Origin of the sequence: Plastoroseomonas arctica (assembly GCF_018128965.1) — a bacterium.
GTDB classification, from domain to species: domain Bacteria; phylum Pseudomonadota; class Alphaproteobacteria; order Acetobacterales; family Acetobacteraceae; genus Plastoroseomonas; species Plastoroseomonas arctica.
Genome location: NZ_JAAEDH010000026.1, coordinates 52,659 through 70,147, shown reverse-complemented (window position 1 = coordinate 70,147; position 17,489 = coordinate 52,659). Strand labels below are relative to the sequence as shown.

The 17,489-nt window shown below is 72.2% G+C and carries 8 protein-coding genes; 1 reads left to right on the top strand and 7 read right to left on the bottom strand.

The genetic code is table 11. The features are described 5' to 3' along the window. Nucleotides 1-146: 146 nt before the first annotated feature. Complete coding sequence (locus tag GXW79_RS18865) at nt 147-926, top strand: 4'-phosphopantetheinyl transferase family protein (RefSeq protein WP_211875996.1); 780 nt, start codon at nt 147-149, stop codon at nt 924-926. On the opposite strand, the gene GXW79_RS18860 is transcribed toward GXW79_RS18865, so the two are convergent. The 7 genes from GXW79_RS18860 to GXW79_RS18830 are packed head-to-tail and all read right to left on the bottom strand — an operon-like array spanning nt 892 to nt 17,305. Then, the gene (locus tag GXW79_RS18860) at nt 892-2,355 is read right to left on the bottom strand and encodes an oligosaccharide flippase family protein (RefSeq protein ID WP_211875995.1); all 1,464 of its coding nucleotides are present in this window, start codon (nt 2,353-2,355) and stop codon (nt 892-894) included. The two genes, GXW79_RS18865 and GXW79_RS18860, sit on opposite strands and share 35 nt — an antisense overlap. A 31-nt stretch (nt 2,356-2,386) precedes the next feature. Beyond that, nucleotides 2,387-3,205, bottom strand: a complete 819-nt coding sequence (locus GXW79_RS18855; protein WP_211875994.1) for a methyltransferase, TIGR04325 family — start codon at nt 3,203-3,205, stop codon at nt 2,387-2,389. Then, entirely contained in the window at nt 3,193-4,374 is a 1,182-nt protein-coding gene (locus tag GXW79_RS18850; protein ID WP_211875993.1) for a dienelactone hydrolase family protein, read from the bottom strand. Before GXW79_RS18850 ends, GXW79_RS18855 begins: the two co-directional genes overlap by 13 nt. Beyond that, the gene (locus GXW79_RS18845; RefSeq protein WP_211875992.1) at nt 4,371-6,908 is read right to left on the bottom strand and encodes a condensation domain-containing protein; all 2,538 of its coding nucleotides are present in this window, start codon (nt 6,906-6,908) and stop codon (nt 4,371-4,373) included. Before GXW79_RS18845 ends, GXW79_RS18850 begins: the two co-directional genes overlap by 4 nt. Then, on the bottom strand, nt 6,905-14,659 hold the full coding sequence (locus GXW79_RS18840; RefSeq protein WP_211875991.1) for a non-ribosomal peptide synthetase/type I polyketide synthase: 7,755 nt from the start codon (nt 14,657-14,659) through the stop codon (nt 6,905-6,907). Before GXW79_RS18840 ends, GXW79_RS18845 begins: the two co-directional genes overlap by 4 nt. Next, nucleotides 14,656-16,617, bottom strand: coding sequence for a non-ribosomal peptide synthetase (locus GXW79_RS18835; protein WP_211875990.1), 1,962 nt, complete (start codon nt 16,615-16,617; stop codon nt 14,656-14,658). Before GXW79_RS18835 ends, GXW79_RS18840 begins: the two co-directional genes overlap by 4 nt. A 4-nt stretch (nt 16,618-16,621) precedes the next feature. Next, nucleotides 16,622-17,305 carry a sugar transferase gene (locus GXW79_RS18830; protein ID WP_211876000.1) on the bottom strand — a complete coding sequence of 228 codons (684 nt, stop codon included), beginning with the start codon at nt 17,303-17,305 and terminating at the stop codon, nt 16,622-16,624. Between the last annotated feature and the right edge of the window lie 184 nt (nt 17,306-17,489).

The window sequence follows — 17,489 nt, the reverse complement described above, 5'->3', positions numbered from 1 at the left end:
CGCGGGCCTGCCCGGGCGGGCGGGCTGCTGCCCCGGCGCCTGGGCGAGCGTGGCGCAGGGGACCCCGGCGAGCGGCAGGCCGGCGATCAGACCACGGCGGTTCATTGCGGCACCGCGTGGGCGAGACCCGCGGCCGGCGGGCGAGGGTGACGCCATTGATCGGCATCGACGCCAACACTGTGCAGCTTTGGATTTGGCGCATCGACCCCGATGCGCCGGTGCCGCCGGACTGCCTCGCCGAGGCGGATGAGGCGCATGCCGCGCGCTTTGTTCGCGCGGAGGACCGGGCCAGCAGCCGCGCCGCGCGAGCGGGCCTGCGCGCCATCCTGGGCGACAGCCTGGGCCTGCCGCCGCTGGAACTGGAGTTCGACGTCGCCCCGATGGGCAAGCCGCGCCTCGCCTTTCCCGCCAATAGCGGCGTGCATTTCAACCTGTCTCATTCGCATGGCCTCGCTGCCCTGGGCGTTGCGCGCTTCGCGCTCGGTGTCGACATCGAGGCGGTGCGCCCGGTCGAGGACGACCTCGCCCATGCGGTGTTCTCGCCCGCCGAGCTCGATGAGTTCGCCCGGCTCACGCCGGCCGGTCGACGGCTTGCCTTCTTCCTCGGCTGGACGCGGAAGGAGGCGGTTGTGAAGGCGCTGGGGTCGGGGCTGCACGCGCCGCTCGACCGCTTCTCGGTCTCGCTCACGCCCGGCCAGCCGGCCCTGCTGCGCGACATCGGCTGGCCACCCGGCGACGAGTCGCGCTGGCAGATCGAGACCTTCGCGAGCCCGTCCGAGCATGTGGGCGCCGTCGCCGCCGCCGAGACCGGCTGGCGCGTGGTGGCCGCGAGCGGCGGCGCGCTGTCAGTGCTGGGCCTCGCCGCCCCGCCGGGCCGAGTCGAAATCGGGGTCACACCAGCGCTCCGAAGCGAGGCTGGCGGCTGAGCCGGCGGAAGCCGGACCATTGCCCGGCGAGCAGCAGGCGGAACAGCAGCGTGGTCCGGCGCAGCACCAGGAAGGTGGCCACGACGAAGACGCCAAGCCCGACGAGCGAGGCCGTCGCCAGGGTCAGCACGCCGGCGAGCCAGCCCGCGGGCGCCGGCAACAGCATCAGCACCGCCTTCATGGCGACCGCCATCGCCACCGCCGGCACCGCGATCGCCGCGTAGTTCCGCACCGTGCGCATCAGCCCGCTCGGCTGCAATTCCCGCACCGCGGCCACCACCGGCAGCAGCACGACGCAGGCGATGGCCAGCCGCGCGATGGCTGCCGCGTCGAGCCCGAAGAAGGATCCGGCGAGTAGGCCGAGCACGGTGACCAGTGCCATCGCGCTGTGCAGGGCGAAGGCGCGGCGCGAACGCCCCTGCGCCACCAGCATGGTCGTCGCGATATTGGCGCCGATCGCCGGGATCAGGGCGAGTGCCAGCATCGACAGGACGAAGCCGCTCGGCGCCCAGGTGGCGCCGAGTGCAACCTCGACGATCAGCGGCGCGCCGACGGCGACCGCGATGATCACCGGCATCGCGATGCTCAGGTGCAGGCGCAGCGCATGGTCATAGGCCTTGGGCGCCTCGTGATGGGCGCGACCGAAATAGGCGAGCTGCGCCGAGGACGGCCCCTGCATCATCACCGTGTACAGCGCGCCGACCAGGCGCGACGCCAGGCGGTAGTAGCCGACTGCACTCGTCGATAGCAGCACGCCGATGACGAACTCGGTGCCGAACTGGCTGGCCCAGCCTGCGACCCGGCTGCCGACCAGGCCGGCGCCGAACCGGCCGACCCGCCGCGCCGCCTCGCGGTCGAAATGCATGAGGTCGCGCGGCGGCGAGGCGATGGTCATCCCCACCGCCATGACCACGCAGCTGATGATGCGGTTCAGCACCAGGGCGAGGACGCCCCAACCCATCAGGATCGCAGCCGCCAGCCCCAGCAGGCCGAGCAGGTCGGCCAGGAACGGCACGACGGCCAGCGCGCTGCCGCGCCCGTCGCGGATCAGGATCGATTCCGGGATCACCGCGATGCCCCAGATCATCGGCAGCGGCGACATCAGCAGCATGATCGTCGCGATCTCGCGCTGGTCGAGCAAGCCATAGGCGACCCCGGCGCAGACCAGCGCGATGAGGGTGCCGACCGCGCCACTCGCGAGCGAGGACCAGAAGGCGGTGGCGACGTCGCGCCCTTCGGGGTCGCGCCCGATGATGTGCTCGGCGAAGCCGGCGCCGACCAGCGACATCGGCAGCAGCACCGCGCTCGAGGCCAGCGCGTAGATGCCGATCTCCGCCGGGGTCACGAAGCGTGCGACCAGCAGGAAGGCCAGCAGGCCGCAGACATTCATCCAGCTGCGGGCGAGAATGAGGCCGAGTGCCGCGTTCATGAGCGTGGGTCCGTGATGCGTGAACGCCGGGTCATGGGCGCGAGAACAGGAAGCCGCATTGCTCGTCGATCGAGCGCCGCGGATGGAAGGGGATGTCGCACGTCAACTCGGCCACCCGCCAGCGGTCTGCGACGGTGTAGCCCTCGGCCTCGAAATAGGCGAGGAAATCGGCCGCGTTGTAGATCCGGTAGGGGCAGACCGCGGGTCCCTGGTTCTGCAGCGACCAGTAGGCGGCACCCGACGTCAGCGGCACCTTGTTGAGGATGATGTGGCGCGGCTTCGTGGCCAGGGACGCGAGAAGGCCCGGGATCGAATGCTCCATGTATTGCAGCGCGCCGGCCGAGAGCAGGATGTCGCAGGGCCCGGCCTCGGCCAGGGTCTCGGCGAAGGCGATGCCCTCGAGCGTACCCGCGGCCGCGACCTCCCGCCCGCGCGCGACGATCGCGGGCAGGTCGACGACCGTCCAGGTGACCCCAACCGGCGACGTCGCGCGCTGTGCGTAGAGCCGGTAGGTCACGCCGGGACCACCGCCATAGTCGACCAGGCGCGCGCCAGCCTCGAGCAGGCGGGACAGCCAGAAGAACACCGCGTGCGCGGAAGGCTGGTTCGGGAGCGGGCCGTTGAAGATGTCGGCGCAGCCGGTGTTGTCCCAGCCGGCGACGCGGCCGGGCGGGATCGCCGCCATGGCCTCGCCATAGGTCGCGTAGCAGCCGGCGAACAGGCCGGGTTTGCGCTCGCTGTTGAGCATGCGTCGCGCATAGGCTCGCTCCAGCCCCGGGACGCGGCGCAGCGCCTCGCCCACCGGGCTGCGGCAGAGCGCGACGCGCGCGAGCGTGTTCAGACCGGCCATGGTTCGCTCCCGCCCGGATGGCCCGAGCCGGCGAGCGGCTGCATCTCGCGCAGCCGGCGGACGCCCTGCGGCGGCGCGCCGTCCAGCAAACCGGGCGCCGCGCCGCGCAGCGTGTGGTCGAGGAAGGCCAGAACATACGCGTTGATCGCACCCCAGAGCGCGCGCCGGTCGAGGTTGCGCGCCTCGCCCAGGCTGGTGATGGGCGGGACGACGAGCGCATCAGAGAAGTCGCCGTGGCGCGCGCCTTCGAAGCTGAAGCACCAGGTCGCCGGCCGGGACGCCTGCGCAAGCTGGCGCTGCGTCTCAATCAGCGTGAGCGCGGCCTCCAGGCGGATCGCGGGGTCGGGGTGGATGCGTTCGGCGGCCGGGGGGAAAGGCGCATCGCCGAACAGGGTCAGGAACGGGCGGCCGGCACCCAGGCGGCCGGCCTCTCCGTAGGTCGAGCCATCGAGGTTGATGCCGGCCAGGACGCGGGGGTTGGCGCGCGCCATCTCGGCGGCGATGGCGCCGCCGAAGGAGAAGCCGAGCACGCCGACCCGCCCCGCATCGATCCGCCCCGCCCATTCGGTATCGGCCGCGAAGGCGTCCAGCGCGGCCGCCCCGATGCGTCCCGCGAGCGCAACGCGCTCGGCGACCACACCCAGGGAGCGCTCCATCGCCGCCTCCGAGCCCTGGTCGAGCGCGGCCGCGCGCAGCGCCGCCTCTGGGCCGGCGGCGCCCGGATAGCGCCGGATGTCGTCCAACGCCAGCGCGACGAAACCGTGGCTCGCGAGGTTGGCAAGCATGAAGCTGTTCTCGCGCCGGTGCGAGAACCAGGAGGGCTGGTAGAGAATGACCGGCGCGCGCCCGGCCGGCGTGGCGAAGTCTGCACCGCGCCAATGCGGCGCGAGCGCAGGATGCACGATGCCCGTTCCCGGGCGGCGCTGCGCAGGGGCTTCGGCCGGGTACCAGGCATCGACGTCGATCCGGCCGTTCGCACCGTCGACCGACAAGGCGAGCGTGGCGCGACCGACGGCATGGGGACCCGTCGCGGTTGGCCGCCAGGCTTCGGGGAACAGCCGCGCGCGCAGCTGCTCCTTCGCGCCGTCGCGCAGGCCGGGGACCAGGATCGTGGCGCCGGCGAGCACCGCGGCGCCCGTCAGGCCGATGCGGCGCGCGAAATGGATCACGGCGTGGCGGCCAGGACGGTGGCGAACACCGTCTCGACGGTCGGCAGCTCTTCCTGCTCACCCGGCGCCGCCGAGACATGGCGCACGCGATGGATCGCGACCGGTCCGCCCGCGGTGCCATCCCAGCCGAGGCTCGGCTGGAAGCCGTGGCCGTACGGCTGGTCGGGCGTCGTCATCAGCAGCATCGGGCCATCGCTGGGCTGCGCCGCGTAGCCGTCGCGCGCGCGCATCAGCGCGAGGAGGAAATCCTCCTGCTCCGGCGCCCCGGTGCGGGCCGGGATCTCGCTGATCAGTCCGAGACGCTTGGCGGCGCGGAAGATGCCGAGGCGATGCGGCAGCGAATAATGCCCGAGCAAGGTGCGGAAGCTCTGCCGACCGGCCAGGAACTCGGCGAAGTTGAGCCGCAGGGAGGCGAGGCGCACGCTCCAACGCTGCACGGCGTTGAGGCGTTCGCCATAGGTCGGGTGCCACATGTTGACCGCCACCAGCATCGACACCGTCTCGCCGGCCGCGCGCAGCTGCCGCGCCATCTCATAGGCGAGCACCCCGTGCACGCATTCGCCGAACAGGATGTAGGGTCCGTGCGGATGCGCGATGCGGAGCAGGTCCAGGTAGCGCGCCGCGATCGTTCCCATGTCCAGCCCCGCGATGGGGTGCGGGCGACCCGGCTCGAACAGGCGGAGCGTGGTGATCGGGTGATCGATCCCCGGCAGCTCCGACAGCCGGTGCAGGATGCCGATGTTGTTGACGCCGATGATCGGCGTGCCCGTGCCCTGTTCACGCAGCCGCACGATCTGCCAGGCGGTGTCGTCATCGGCTTCCACCAACGGCGGTAGTGCCGGGACGGCGTCCGGCAGCGTGATGCCGAACAGCGCGGCCATGCCCGCAGGCGTGGGCGCGCGAAACAGCTGCGCGAGGCCGATGCGCCGACCGAACCGCGCCTCGGCGCGCGCGAGCAGCTGCGCGGCACGCAGCGAATCCCCGCCGAGCGTGAAGAAATTCGCATCCTGCGGCACCGCGTCGCGCTTCAGCACCGCGCACCAGAGATCGAGCAGCGCGGCGCCGTCACCCGGGTTTCCGCGCGCGATCTCTGGTACCAGCGTTGGCGCCTCGCTTGTCGCGGCGACCATGGGCGAAGGCGCGGCGACGGCCGGCGCCACGCCGGCCCGCGGCTCGAATGGCAGATCCGAGAGGCGCTGCGACACGCCGCGGGATGCCGCCCCGAGGATGGCGAGGTAGCGCTGCAGCAGCCAGGCCACGGTATCGCGGTCGAACAGGTCGGGGTCGTATTCGCACTGCACCCGCCAGCCGACGCTGCGCTCCACCAAATAGAGGTCGAGGTCGCGCTTAGCACCGGGCGAGAGGCTCGGGAAGCCCTTGAGCGCGAAGGCGCCGGCATCGGAATCCTTGAGAAGGGCGCTGTTGAGCACCTGGAAATTCACCCCCTCCAGGGTGGCGCGTCGGCCGTCGCGACGGGGTGCTTCGGTGCGCGGCAGCATCTCGAAGGGCAATGCGGCGTGCTGCAGCGCCTCGCCCACCGTGCCGAGCGTCGCGTCGAGCAGATCGGCGAAGCGCGGGTCGCCGGCGCAGTCGCTGCGCAGCGCGATGGTGTTGATGAACGGGCCGACGACGCCTTCGAGTTCGACATCTTCGCGCCCGGCGACCTGCGTCGTGACGAGAATGTCGTCCTGCCGCGCCCAGCGGTGCAGCAGGGCGGTGAAGGCCGCAAGGCCGAAGGCGAAGAACGTCGCGCCATGCTCGCGCGCCGTCGCCAGCACCGACTGCATGATGGCGTCGGGCACCATCTCGCCCACGATGTCGCCCCGGCGGGTCGGCTGCGCCGGCGCCGGCCGGTCGCTCGGCACCGAAAAGGGCCCCAGGCCGGCGAGACGGTGCGTCCAATACGCCTGATCGGGCTCGGCGCCGCCTTCGGCGAACCAGGACTCGCGCCAGGCGGCATAGTCGCCGAACTGCAGCGGCAGCTCGCCGAGCGCTGCGTCGCGTCCGGCATGCAGCGCCTGGCAGGTCGTCGCGAGCTCGCGCGCCAGCACTAGGTTCGACCAGCAATCGCCGGCCAGGTGGTGCGTGGTCAGCAGCATGTCCGCGCGGCGCTCGGCGCGCTGCAGCACGGTGATGCGCAGCAGCGGCGGCTCCAGCTCCGCGAACGGCGCGGCGGCTTCCTCGCGGCCGAGGCGCTCGGCGGCGGCGTCGCGCTCGGCCTCGGGCAGGTGGCGCAGGTCGACGTGGCGGATGGTGAAGCCGGCACCGGGCAGCACCTGCTGAACCAGCGCGTCGCCGCGCGGAAGGAAGCGGGTGCGCAGGATCTCGTGCCGCGCGACCAGCAGCCGCCAGGCCTGCTCGAGCAAGGGCAGGTCGACGACGCCCTCGATGCGCCAGCGCGCCGCGACGTTGAGCGTGGGGTCGGCCGGTGCCGCCTGCAGCTTGTGCCAGAGCGCCGTCTGCGCCGGCGTCGCCGGAAATTCCGGCAGCGCGACGGGTTCGACGTAGTAGGCGGCGGTGGGTGCGCCACTCATTGGTTGGTTGCTTTCCTGCGGAAATCCGCCAGCTGCGGCAGGCGCCGCGCCGGGGTGGCCGCTGTCGGCGCGGCTGCCGTATCGAGATGGGCGTCGAGGGCGGCGATGCTCCGCCGCCGCAACAGGTCCTGCGCCGAGATCTGGATGCCGACGCGCCGGGCGCGCGCGACGATCTGGAACAGCTGGATGGAATCCGCGCCCAGCGCCAGGATGTCGTCCGTGGCCCCTATCGGGCGCATGCCGAGCACCTCGGCCCAGATGCCGCCGAGGGTGCGCTGGCGTTCGGTGACCAGCGGCGCCGTCGCCCGCGTGGCCGCGGCGTCCGCGGTCTCGGCGGGCACCGGCAGCGCCTTGCGGTCGAGCTTGCCGTTGGGCGTGAGCGGGAATTGCGAGAGGGCGACGAAGGCGGCCGGCACCATGTAGTCGGGCAGCGTGCCGCCGAGCGCGCCGCGCAGCACCTCCGGCTTCGCGCCACCGGCGCCGACAACGTAGGCGACCAGCCGCGCCGGGCGGCCGGGATCGGTGCGCAGCATCACCGCGGCGTCCTGCACGCCGGGCTGGCGGCGCAGCGCGGCCTCAATCTCGCCGAGCTCGATGCGGTAGCCGCGCAGCTTCACCTGGCCATCCCCGCGGCCGAGCAGCTCGATGCTGCCATCGGCGAGGCGCCGGGCGCGGTCGCCGGTGCGGTACATGCGGCTGCCATCGGTGGCGAAGGGATCGGGGATGAACTTCGCGGCCGTCTGCGCGGGGTCGCCGACATAGCCGCGCGCCACGCCGCCGCCGCCGATCACCAGCTCGCCTGGCACGCCGGTCGGCGCCAGCTCGTCATGGCGGTCGAGCACGTACAGGCGGGTATTGGCCACCGGCTCGCCGATGGTGATGGGGCCCTGCGCCGGCACCAGGCCGCAGGAGGACCAGATCGTCGTCTCGGTCGGGCCATAGAGGTTCCACAGCGGCGACCCGCCCACGAGCAGCCGGTCCGCGAGGTCGCGCGGCAGCGCCTCGCCGCCGCAGAGCAGCTTCAGCCCCGGGCGGCCGCGGAAACCGGCCTCGAGCAGCATCGACCAGCCGGACGGCGTCGCCTGCATCACCGTGGCACCCGAGCCTTCGAGCAGGGCGAGCAGCGCAAAGCCGTCGAGCGTGGTCGCGCGGTCGGCGATCACGAGATGACCACCGGTGACCAGCGGCAGGAACAGCTCCAGCGCCGCGATGTCGAAGGCGATCGTGGTGGTCGCGAGCAGCGTGTCCTGGCTGTCGAAGCCCGGCTCGCGCGCCATCGAGAGCAGCAGGTTCACCAGCGCCTGCTGGCCGACCTCGACGCCCTTCGGCGCGCCGGTCGAGCCCGAGGTGAAGATGACGTAGGCGGCGCGCTCGCCGGCCGACATCGTGGCAATGGCCTGCGCCGGTCCCGGCGGCTCCATCTCCGGCCCCACCAGGATGACAGGCGCGACCGGCGCCTCGGGCATCGAGGCGGCATCGGCGAGCAGCACGGCGATGCCGGCCTGGCGCATGATGGCCTTGAGCCGCGCCGGGGGATGGTGCGGGTCAAGCGGCACATAGGCATGGCCCGCCTTGCTCACCGCCAGCAATGCGGCGAGCATGTCGAGCGAGCGCTGCATCAGCACGCCGACGCGGTGCTCACCGGCCGGCAGCCGCGCGGCCAGGTGGGCCGCGAGGAAATCGGCGCGCTCGTTCAGCTCGTGATAGGTCCAGCTTGTCGCGCCGCAGGTCGCTGCGGTCGCGTCGGGGCTGATCGCGACGCGCGCCTGAAACAGCGAGTGCACGCCCTGCACCGGCGGCATCGCGGCCGCCGGGCGCCCGAGATCGGCGAGCAACGCCTGGCGCTCGGAGGCCTGCAGCAGCGGCGCGTGCACGACGGGCGTGCCCGCATCCTCGGCGAAGGCCTGCAGCAGGCGGACATAGTGGCCGGCATGGCGCGCGACGGTCGCCGCGTCGAACAGGTCGGTCGCATAGTCGATGTCAAGGCGCAGCCCCTGCGCGGTCTCCGACAGGTTGAAGAACAGATCGAAATTCACGAAGGCCTTGGCGTTGGGCGCGAGCCGCGCGCGCAGGCCGCCGAACGCCTCCGGCTCGCTCAGCCGCTCGAGGTTGAACTGCACATCGGTGAGCGGCAGGCGGTTCGGCCCCCGCGGCACGCCAAGCCCGCGCACGATGGTCCCGAGCGTGCAGCGCTGGTGTTCCTGCGCATCCAGTACCGCTGCGCGCGTCGCGGCCAGCTGCTCGGCGATGGTTGTCTCGGCCCGCCACTGCGCGCGGATCGGGAGGAAGTTCACGCAATGGCCGACGACGCCGTCATTCTCGATGAGCGCCTGGCCCGCCATCGGCACGCCGACCACGACATCATCCTGGCCCGCGAGGCGCGCCATGAGGATCTGGAAGGCAGTGAGCAGGGTGACGAAGCCGGTGCAGCCATGCTTCGCGCCGGCGCGGCAGGCGGCCTGGTAGAGCCGCGCCTCGATCGGCATCGAGAAGGTGGCGCCGGCGAAGCTCTTGGTCGCAGGGCGCGGCCGGTCGGTGGGCAGCTCCAGCGGCTCGGGCAGGGACGCGAATTGTGCGCGCCAGTAATACTCGGCCGCCGTCGCGCCATCGGCTTCGCCCGCGCTCGCGATCTCTGCGAAGGACGGCGCCGGCGGCAGCGAGGTGCCGTCGTAGAGAGCCGCGATGTCCTGCATCAGCAGGTTCAGCGACCAGCCGTCACAGATGATGTGATGGGCGGTGAAGACCAGCACGTGCGAGGCCGGCGCGAGGCGCAGCAGCCGGGCGCGGAACGGCGGGCCCTGCTCGAGGTCGAAGGGCGTGCGCGCCTCGGCGTCGAGCACCTGCGCGAGCGTCGCGGCGTCGGCCGGCTCGACATGCAGCGCGACCGGCCCGGCGGGAACGATGCGCATCATCGTGCCGTCCGGGGCGAAGCGCGCGCGCAGCGCATCGCGGCGCGCGACGGAAGCGGCCAGCGCCGCACCCAGCTTGGTCGCGTCGAGCGGACCGTCGAGCGCGAGCGAGACGGATTCATTGAACGCGCAGGAGGCCGCATCGCCGAGCTGCTGCGCGAGCCAGACCTCCATCTGGGATTCCGTGAGCGGTGCCTCGCGCGGCGCCTCGGGCGTGGCCACCGGCGACGCCGCCCCGGCTTCGCCGAGGATGCCGACCTGCTGCAGCGCGCCGAGCGAGTCGTCGAAGGCGCGCAGCACGGCGTCGCATTCCGCATCGCCATGCGCGGTGGTCAGGAAGCAGGGGAAGCCATCCTGGAAGTGCACGCCGTGCTCGCGCATCAGGTAGGGCAGCAGCGCGGCGCGGCGATCCTCGCCATTGAGCGAGAGGTGGAACATGGAGCCGAAATGCTCGGCGCGCGCGGCGATGCCGCGCCGCTCCAGCATGGCGTTCAGACGCTCGACCAGACTCGCGCAGCGTGCGCCGAGGGTGTCGTGCAACGCGCAGCCCTGCGCCTTCAGATGGGTCAGCACCGCCTTGGCCGCGGCGAGCGCGAGCGGATGGCGCACGAAGGTGCCGGCGAAGACGGTGACGTCGGTCTCGGGCCCGCTCGCATCGTCGTAGCGCCAGGCGCCGCCATCGAGCGCGTCCATGAAGCGCGCCGCACCCGCGACGATGCCGATCGGCAGCCCGCCGCCCAGCACCTTGCCGTAGGTGGCGAGGTCGGCGCGGATGCCGAACAGCGCCTGCGCCCCGCCTGGGTGCGAACGGAAGCCGGTCACGACCTCGTCGAAGATCAGCGCGGTGCCATGGCGGGCGGTGATCTCGCGCAGCTTCACCAGGAACTCGCGTGGCTGGTGGCCGGGATGGCGGCTCTGCACCGGCTCCACCAGGACGGCGGCGAGTTCGTCGCCATGCGCGTCTATCCAGTCGAGCGTGACCTGCCCGCCGTATTCCAGCACGGTCATGTTGGCGACCGCTTCCTCGGTGACGCCCGCCGCGGCGGGGGCGCCGACGGGCTCGCCGTCGATGCGCTGGCCGCGCACGATCACCTCGTCGAAGCCGCCGTGATAGGCGCCGGCGAAGCTCACCACGCGCTTGCGCATGGTCACTGCACGCGCGAGGCGGAGCGCGGCCATCACCGCCTCGGATCCGGTGCAGGTGAAGCTGACACGCTCATTGCCGGTCATCTCGGCGATCATCGCGGCGACTTCGCCGGCGAGGTCCGCCTGCGGGCCGATCGGGAAGCCGGCGCGCAGCTGCGCGGCGACGGCCTCGACGACGAAATCGGGATTGTGGCCGAACGCCGTGGCGCCGTAGCCGTTGACCAGGTCGATGTAGCGATTGCCGTCGACATCGCGGATGGTGGCGCCCTGCGCCTGCGCGACCACGATCGGGTAGACCAGCGACTTCCATTCCTGGCGGAAGCCGTGTGCCGCGCGCGGATCTGCGAGCACCGCGCGGTGCTGGTCGGTGCTGCGGCGCGAGCCCGGCATGCGCGCGGCTTGGCGCGCGGCGAGCGCGTCGATGAATGCGCGCTGCGCGGGCGTGATGGAACCCACCGCCACGCGCTGCTGGCCGGGCGCAAAGCGGGCGAAGCGGCTCACCATCTCGGCCGCCGACGTGGCGGGGCGCGGGGCGGAAGGCGCGAGGGTGGCGACCGGCGCGGCGCCGATGCGGCCCAGTGTATCGAGCTGCGCCTGCATCAGCCGGCTCATCGCCTGAAGCTGCTCCTGCATGAGCGATGCGACCGAGCCATCCGTGGACGCGGTCATTGTCGGCATTGGCGCGGCGGACTCGGGTGCGGCCGCCACCACCACCGGTGTTGCGGCGACGGGTGCGGGTTCCGGCAGCGCGGAAGCGATATGGTCGCCGAGGGCGGCGAGGCTGCACAATTCGCCACTCAGCTGGCGGAAGCTGAGCGGCACGGCGAAGCGCTTGCGCAGCTGCTGCGCGAGCTGGGTCAGCAGCAGCGAGTCGAAGCCGAGCTCAAGGAAGCTGGTGCCGGCATCGCTCTCCGGCATGGCTTCGCCCGAAAGCGCCTCGATGGCGGCGATGATCCCGGCCCGGGCGGTGGCACTGCGCTGGTCACTCATCACGATGGTCTCTTGCGAAATGGCGACGGGAGCGGCCGCGACCGGCAGGGCGCCGGGCGCGTCGATCCAGTGGCGGGTACGTTCGAACGGCGTCGGCGGCAGAGATACGCGCCGGGCCTCGGGCCGCGACGGCCAGGCGACGGCGGCACCCGACACCCAGAGCTGCGCGAGCGCCTGCGCCATGGTGTCGAGCGGCGATGCCTCCTGGTCGGGGTCGGGCAGCGACGCGGCGGTGATCATCGGCTGGCCGGCGGCTGCCTGCCGCGCGAGGGTGGCCAGCGTGCGGCCGGGTCCGACCTCGAGCAGCGCCGCTTCGGGGAAACGCGCGCGCAGCGTGGCCAGCGCCTGGGCGAAGCGCACCGGCTCGCGCGCATGCCGTGCCCAGAAATCCGGATCGCGCGCCTCGGCGTCGCTGATCCATTCCCCGGTCATGGTCGAGACATAGGGGATGGTCGGCGCGGCGAAGCTCAGGCGTGCGGCCGCCGCGCGCATCGCCGGCAGGATCGGGTCCATCATCGGCGAGTGGAAGGCGTGCGAGGTGTGCAGCAGTCGGCAGCCGATCTCGTTGGCTTCCAGCGCGCGCTGTAGCGCCGCGATGGCGTCGTGCGGCCCGGCGGCGACGGATAGCGCGGGGCCGTTGGAAGCCGCGAGCGCGACATCGCCGCGCAACAGCGGCAGCAGCTTCGCCTCGGGCAGCCGCACCGCGAGCATGGCGCCGCCGGGCAGCGCCGACATAAGCCGGCCGCGCTCGGCGACCAGCGCCATCGCATCGGCCAGGCCGATCACGCCCGCGAGGGTGGCCGCCACCAGCTCGCCGATGCTGTGGCCGATCATCGCGGCAGGCGTGACGCCGCGGCTCAGCCAGAGCTGGGCCAGCGCGTACTCGACCGCGAAGATCGCCGGCTGCGCGACATAGGTGTCGCGGATCGCATCCGCATTGCCGGGCGCGTCGCCGTAGAGCGTCTCGAGCAGGTCGCAGCCCGCCGCACGCCGCAGCGCGGCGGCGCAGGCCTGCATGGCGTCGCGGAACACCGGCTCCTCGCGGTAGAGCTCGGCGGCCATGCCGGGGTATTGCGCGCCCTGGCCGGGGAACAGGAACACCACCGGGCGGGGGGCGGCGACACCGGTCGCGGCTTCGCTGCCCTCCAGCCGCGCGGCGGCCTCGTCGTGGTTCATGGCGACGATGGCGGCGCGATGCGGGAAGTGCCTCCGCCCGGCGCGCAGCGTGTGCGCGACATCGGCGAGCGGGGGCACGTCGTTCGCGCGCAGCCGCGTGGCGAGCGCGGCGCGCGCGGCGGCGAGCCCCGGCTCGCTGCGCGCCGAGACCAGCAGGATTTCACGGCCCTGCGCGGGCGTTTCGCGCGGCAGCTCCGGTGCCTGCTCCAGGCACAGATGCGCGTTGGTGCCGCCGATGCCGAGCGCGGTGACGCCGGCGCGGCGCGGCCCGGGGATCGCGGGCCAGCCGACCGAGCGCGCATTGACGAAGAACGGACTGGTGTCCAGCGCCAGGTCCGGGTTGGGGCGCTGGAAATGCGCGGTGCCGGGGATGATCCCGCTCTCGACGGCGAGGGCCGCCTTGATCAGCCCGGCAACGCCCGCCGCGGCATCCATATGCCCGACATTGCCCTTGTGCGAACCGATCGCGCAGAAGCCCCGCTCCTCGGTTCCGGCACGGAAAGCGCGGGTGAGGCCGGCGATCTCGATGGGGTCGCCCAGCGGGGTCGCGGTGCCGTGGCATTCGACGAAGCCGACGGAGCGCGGGTCGAAGCCGGCGATGGCGTGCGCGGTCATCACCAGCTCGGCCTGCGGCGTCACGGAGGGCGCGGTGAAGCCCACCTTGTCGGCGCCGTCATTGTTCACCGCATGGCCCTTGATGACGGCGTAGACATGGTCGCCATCGGCCACCGCATCGGCGAGCCGCTTGAGCAGCACGACGCCCGCACCGGAGCTGAAGACGGTGCCGTTGGCATCCGCGTCGAAGGGGCGGCACACGCCGTCGGGCGCACACATCGCGCCATCCTCGGCGAAGTAGCCGCGCCGCTGTGGGAAGGTGATGGAGACACCGCCGGCCAAGGCCATGTCGCACTGGTGCAGAAGCAGCGACTGCACCGCCTGCGCAGCGGCGACGAGGCCGGTCGAGCAGGCGGTCAGCACGCCCATGGACGGCCCGCGCAGGTTCAGCTTGTAGGAGACGCGCGTGGCCAACGTGTCGCCCAGCGCGCCCATCAGCGTCGCGTATTCGCCCACCTGGTATTGGCTGGTGAAGCGGTCGAGCATGGCGCGGTCGGATGCCAGGTGATGCAGGAAATAGGTGTTCATGCTGGCACCGGCGAACACGCCGACCGAGCCCTCGACCTGCGCCGGGTCGTAGCCTGCATCCTCGAAGGCCTGCCAGCAGATCTCGAGGAACACCCGGTGCTGCGGGTCGGTGAGTGCGGCCTCGCGCGGCTTCATGCCGAAGAAGCCAGCGTCGAACGCCTCGACATCCTCGACGATGCCGCGGGCGCGGACGAAGGAGGGGTCGGCGCGTTCAGCCGCGCTGAAGCGATCCTCGAGGGCGGCCTCGGCGAAGCGTGCGATGGAATCGCGCCCGGCCAGCAGGTTCTCCTGGAAGGCGGCAACGTCCGGGGCGCCGGGGAAGCGCCCCGCCATGCCGATGATCGCGACGCCGTCGAGGGCCGCGGGGAAGTCGTTCATCGCGTTCATCCGGTCCTCCCGTTCCGTGCGGGATGCAGGCGGCGGAGCGCCTCGGCCTGGCGCGCGGCGCGATCGCGCGCCTGATCCATCCGCGGCACATCGGCGCGCGGCGCATCGGTCAGCAGCGCGGCGAGGCGGCGGATGGTGGGGTTCGCGAACAACGCCACCACGGGAAGCTGGCGGCCGAGCTGTCGGCCGATTGCGGACTGGATCTCCGCCACCGTCAGCGAGGTTCCGCCGAGGTCGAAGAGATTGTCGTCGATCCCGACCGCGTCATGGCGCAGCGCCGCGCGCCAGATCGCCAGCAGCTGCGCCTGCAGCCGATCCCCGGGGGCCTCGGCCGGCGCGGCGACGGCCCGCGGCGGCTCGGGCAGTGCCAGGCGATCGACCTTGCCGTTCGGCGTCAGCGCCAAATGGTCGCACCAGACGAAGTCGGCCGGGACCATGTAGGCGGGCAAGCGTTCGGCGAGGTGGCGGCGCAGCGACGCGGTATCGGCGGCAACGCCCGGGCGCGAAACGCACCAGGCAACCAGCCGCGCCTCGCCTGGGCCATCCTCGCGCAGCACGACCACGGCCTCGCGCACGTCAGCATGGGCAAGCATCGCGGCCTCGATCTCGCCGAGCTCGATGCGGAAGCCGCGCAGCTTCACCTGGTGGTCGGTGCGGCCGAGAAACTCGAGTAGCCCGGCGTTGTTCCAGCGCACCCGGTCGCCGGTGCGGTACCAGCGCTCCGCCGCGCCCAACAGGTTGCGGGTGACGAAACGCTCGGCGGTGAGCGCAGCGCGGCCGACATAGCCCAGGCCCACGCCCGCGCCGCCGATCCAGAGCTCGCCCGCCGCGCCCGCCGGCACCGGCGCGCCGGCCTCGTCGACGACGGCGAGGCGGACATTGTCGATCGGGCCGCCGAGCGGAACCGGCGACATGGCGTTGTGCGCATCGAAGGCCCAGGCGGCGCAGATGTCGGTGCACTCGGTCGGGCCATAGGTGTTGAGGATGCGCGCCTGGCAGGCGGGGTCGCGCAGCCAGGGCAGCAGCCGCGCGGCGTTGATCGTCTCACCGCCGAGCACCACCCAGCGCAGCGAGCGCAGCATCCCGGGCGCACGCGCGGCGGGCCCTTCGAGGATCGGGTAGACGGTGCTGGGGGTGCCGTTGATCCAGGTGATGCCGGCCGCGGCGATGCCAGCGGCCAGCGACTCGGGGTCGAAGGCGTCGGCCTGGGGCATGTGCAGCTCCCCACCGGCGAGCAGCGGCGCGAACAGGTTCTTCTGCGCCGCGTCGAAGGTGAAGGCGCCGATCATCAGCACGCGGTCGGCGGCACCGAGCGACAGGGCCGACGCATACCAGTGCAGCAGGTTGGCAAATCCACGGTGGCGGCAGGCGGCGCCCTTGGGCTGCCCGGTCGAACCGGAGGTGTAGATCACGTAGATCGGCGCGTCGGGATTAGCCGCGACGGCCAGCTTGTGCACCGGCTGCCGGGCGATCGCCGGCGCTTCCGCATCGACGAGGCAGGCCGCATGCGAGGCCGGCACCAGGTGGCGGAGCGCGTCGACGGTGAGCGTCACCGCGACGGCGGCGTCCTCTAAGATCCCGGCGATCCGCGCGGCCGGTGCCGCGGTGTCGAGCGGTAGGTAGGCCGCGCCGGTCTTCAGCACGGCGAGCACGCCGACCACCAGATCGATGCCGCGCGGCAGGCAGATCCCGACCCGCGCCCCGGCGCCGACGCCGCGTTCGCGCAGATGCCAGGCGAGCTGGTTGGCGCGCGCATCCAGCGCGGCATAGTCGAGCGCGTCGTCCCCGCAGACCACCGCCCGGCGATGCGGCGTGCGGGCGGCCTGCGCCTCGAACACGGGCAGGAGATGGGTGTAGGGGAGCGGCACCCGCGGCCCCTCGCCCAGGGCCGTCAGGTGCTGGCGCGGCGACAGCAGCGCGGTCGCACTCGTCGCCTCCCCGGCTACGGAACCGTCCATGGCGTCAGCAGGCACCATCACGGCGCAGGACGGCGACCGGCGTACGCAGCAGGATCTTCACGTCAAGGCCAAGCGAACGCTCGCGCACGTAGCGGGCGTCGAGCTCGACGCGCTGGCGATAGCTGGTGTCGCTGCGCCCGCTGACCTGCCACAGGCCGGTGAGGCCAGGCCGCACCGAGCAGTAGAGATCGGTGCCCTCGGGGCCGTAATGCTCGTCGAGTTCACGCGCCACGACCGGGCGCGGGCCCACCAGGCTCATCTCGCCGCGCAGCACGTTGAGCAGCTGGGGCAGTTCGTCGAGGCTGGTCTTGCGCAGGAAGCGGCCGATCGGGGTGATGCGCGGGTCGTTCTTGAGCTTGCGGTTGGTCGCCCATTCGCGTTGCGCCTCGGGGTCCGCTTCCAGGAGCTCGGCCAGGATGCGGTCGCCATCCATGTGCATGGTGCGCAGCTTCAGGCAGTCGAATGTCCGCCCGCGCAGCCCGACGCGCTTGTGGCGGTAGATCGCCGAAGGCTGCGTGGCGCGGAGCATCCCCAGCAGCAGCAGCAGCACCGGCAGCAGCGCAAGGGTCAACAGCGACGCCCCCGCGATGTCGAGGGCGCGCTTGCCGAGGTCACGCGAGCCATGGTTGTTCCGGCACCGGGACTTGGCCGAGAAGCCAGAGCTTGGCGATAAGCTTTGCGTGAGCATGGGCGACGAGGGGGAGCGGTTCATTCGGGCATTCTCCGTCCGCGGGGAGCGGCATCGGCGGGATAAGGGGTCATTCGGCAGGAGGCAGGTGGGGTCTAAAAAATGTTTCTTTGTCTTAATTATTATGATGTCGGATGTTAAGAACATTGTGGCGCGTTGAACAGGGGATTCGACACCCAGTTGA

Coding starts and splice junctions, on each gene's coding strand:
- GXW79_RS18860 (WP_211875995.1), bottom strand. CDS start 2,355: ATGAACGCGGCACTCGGCCTCATTCTCGCCCGCAGCTGGATGAATGTC.
- GXW79_RS18855 (WP_211875994.1), bottom strand. CDS start 3,205: ATGGCCGGTCTGAACACGCTCGCGCGCGTCGCGCTCTGCCGCAGCCCG.
- GXW79_RS18845 (WP_211875992.1), bottom strand. CDS start 6,908: ATGAGTGGCGCACCCACCGCCGCCTACTACGTCGAACCCGTCGCGCTG.
- GXW79_RS18840 (WP_211875991.1), bottom strand. CDS start 14,659: ATGAACGCGATGAACGACTTCCCCGCGGCCCTCGACGGCGTCGCGATC.
- GXW79_RS18835 (WP_211875990.1), bottom strand. CDS start 16,617: ATGGACGGTTCCGTAGCCGGGGAGGCGACGAGTGCGACCGCGCTGCTG.
- GXW79_RS18830 (WP_211876000.1), bottom strand. CDS start 17,305: ATGCTCACGCAAAGCTTATCGCCAAGCTCTGGCTTCTCGGCCAAGTCC.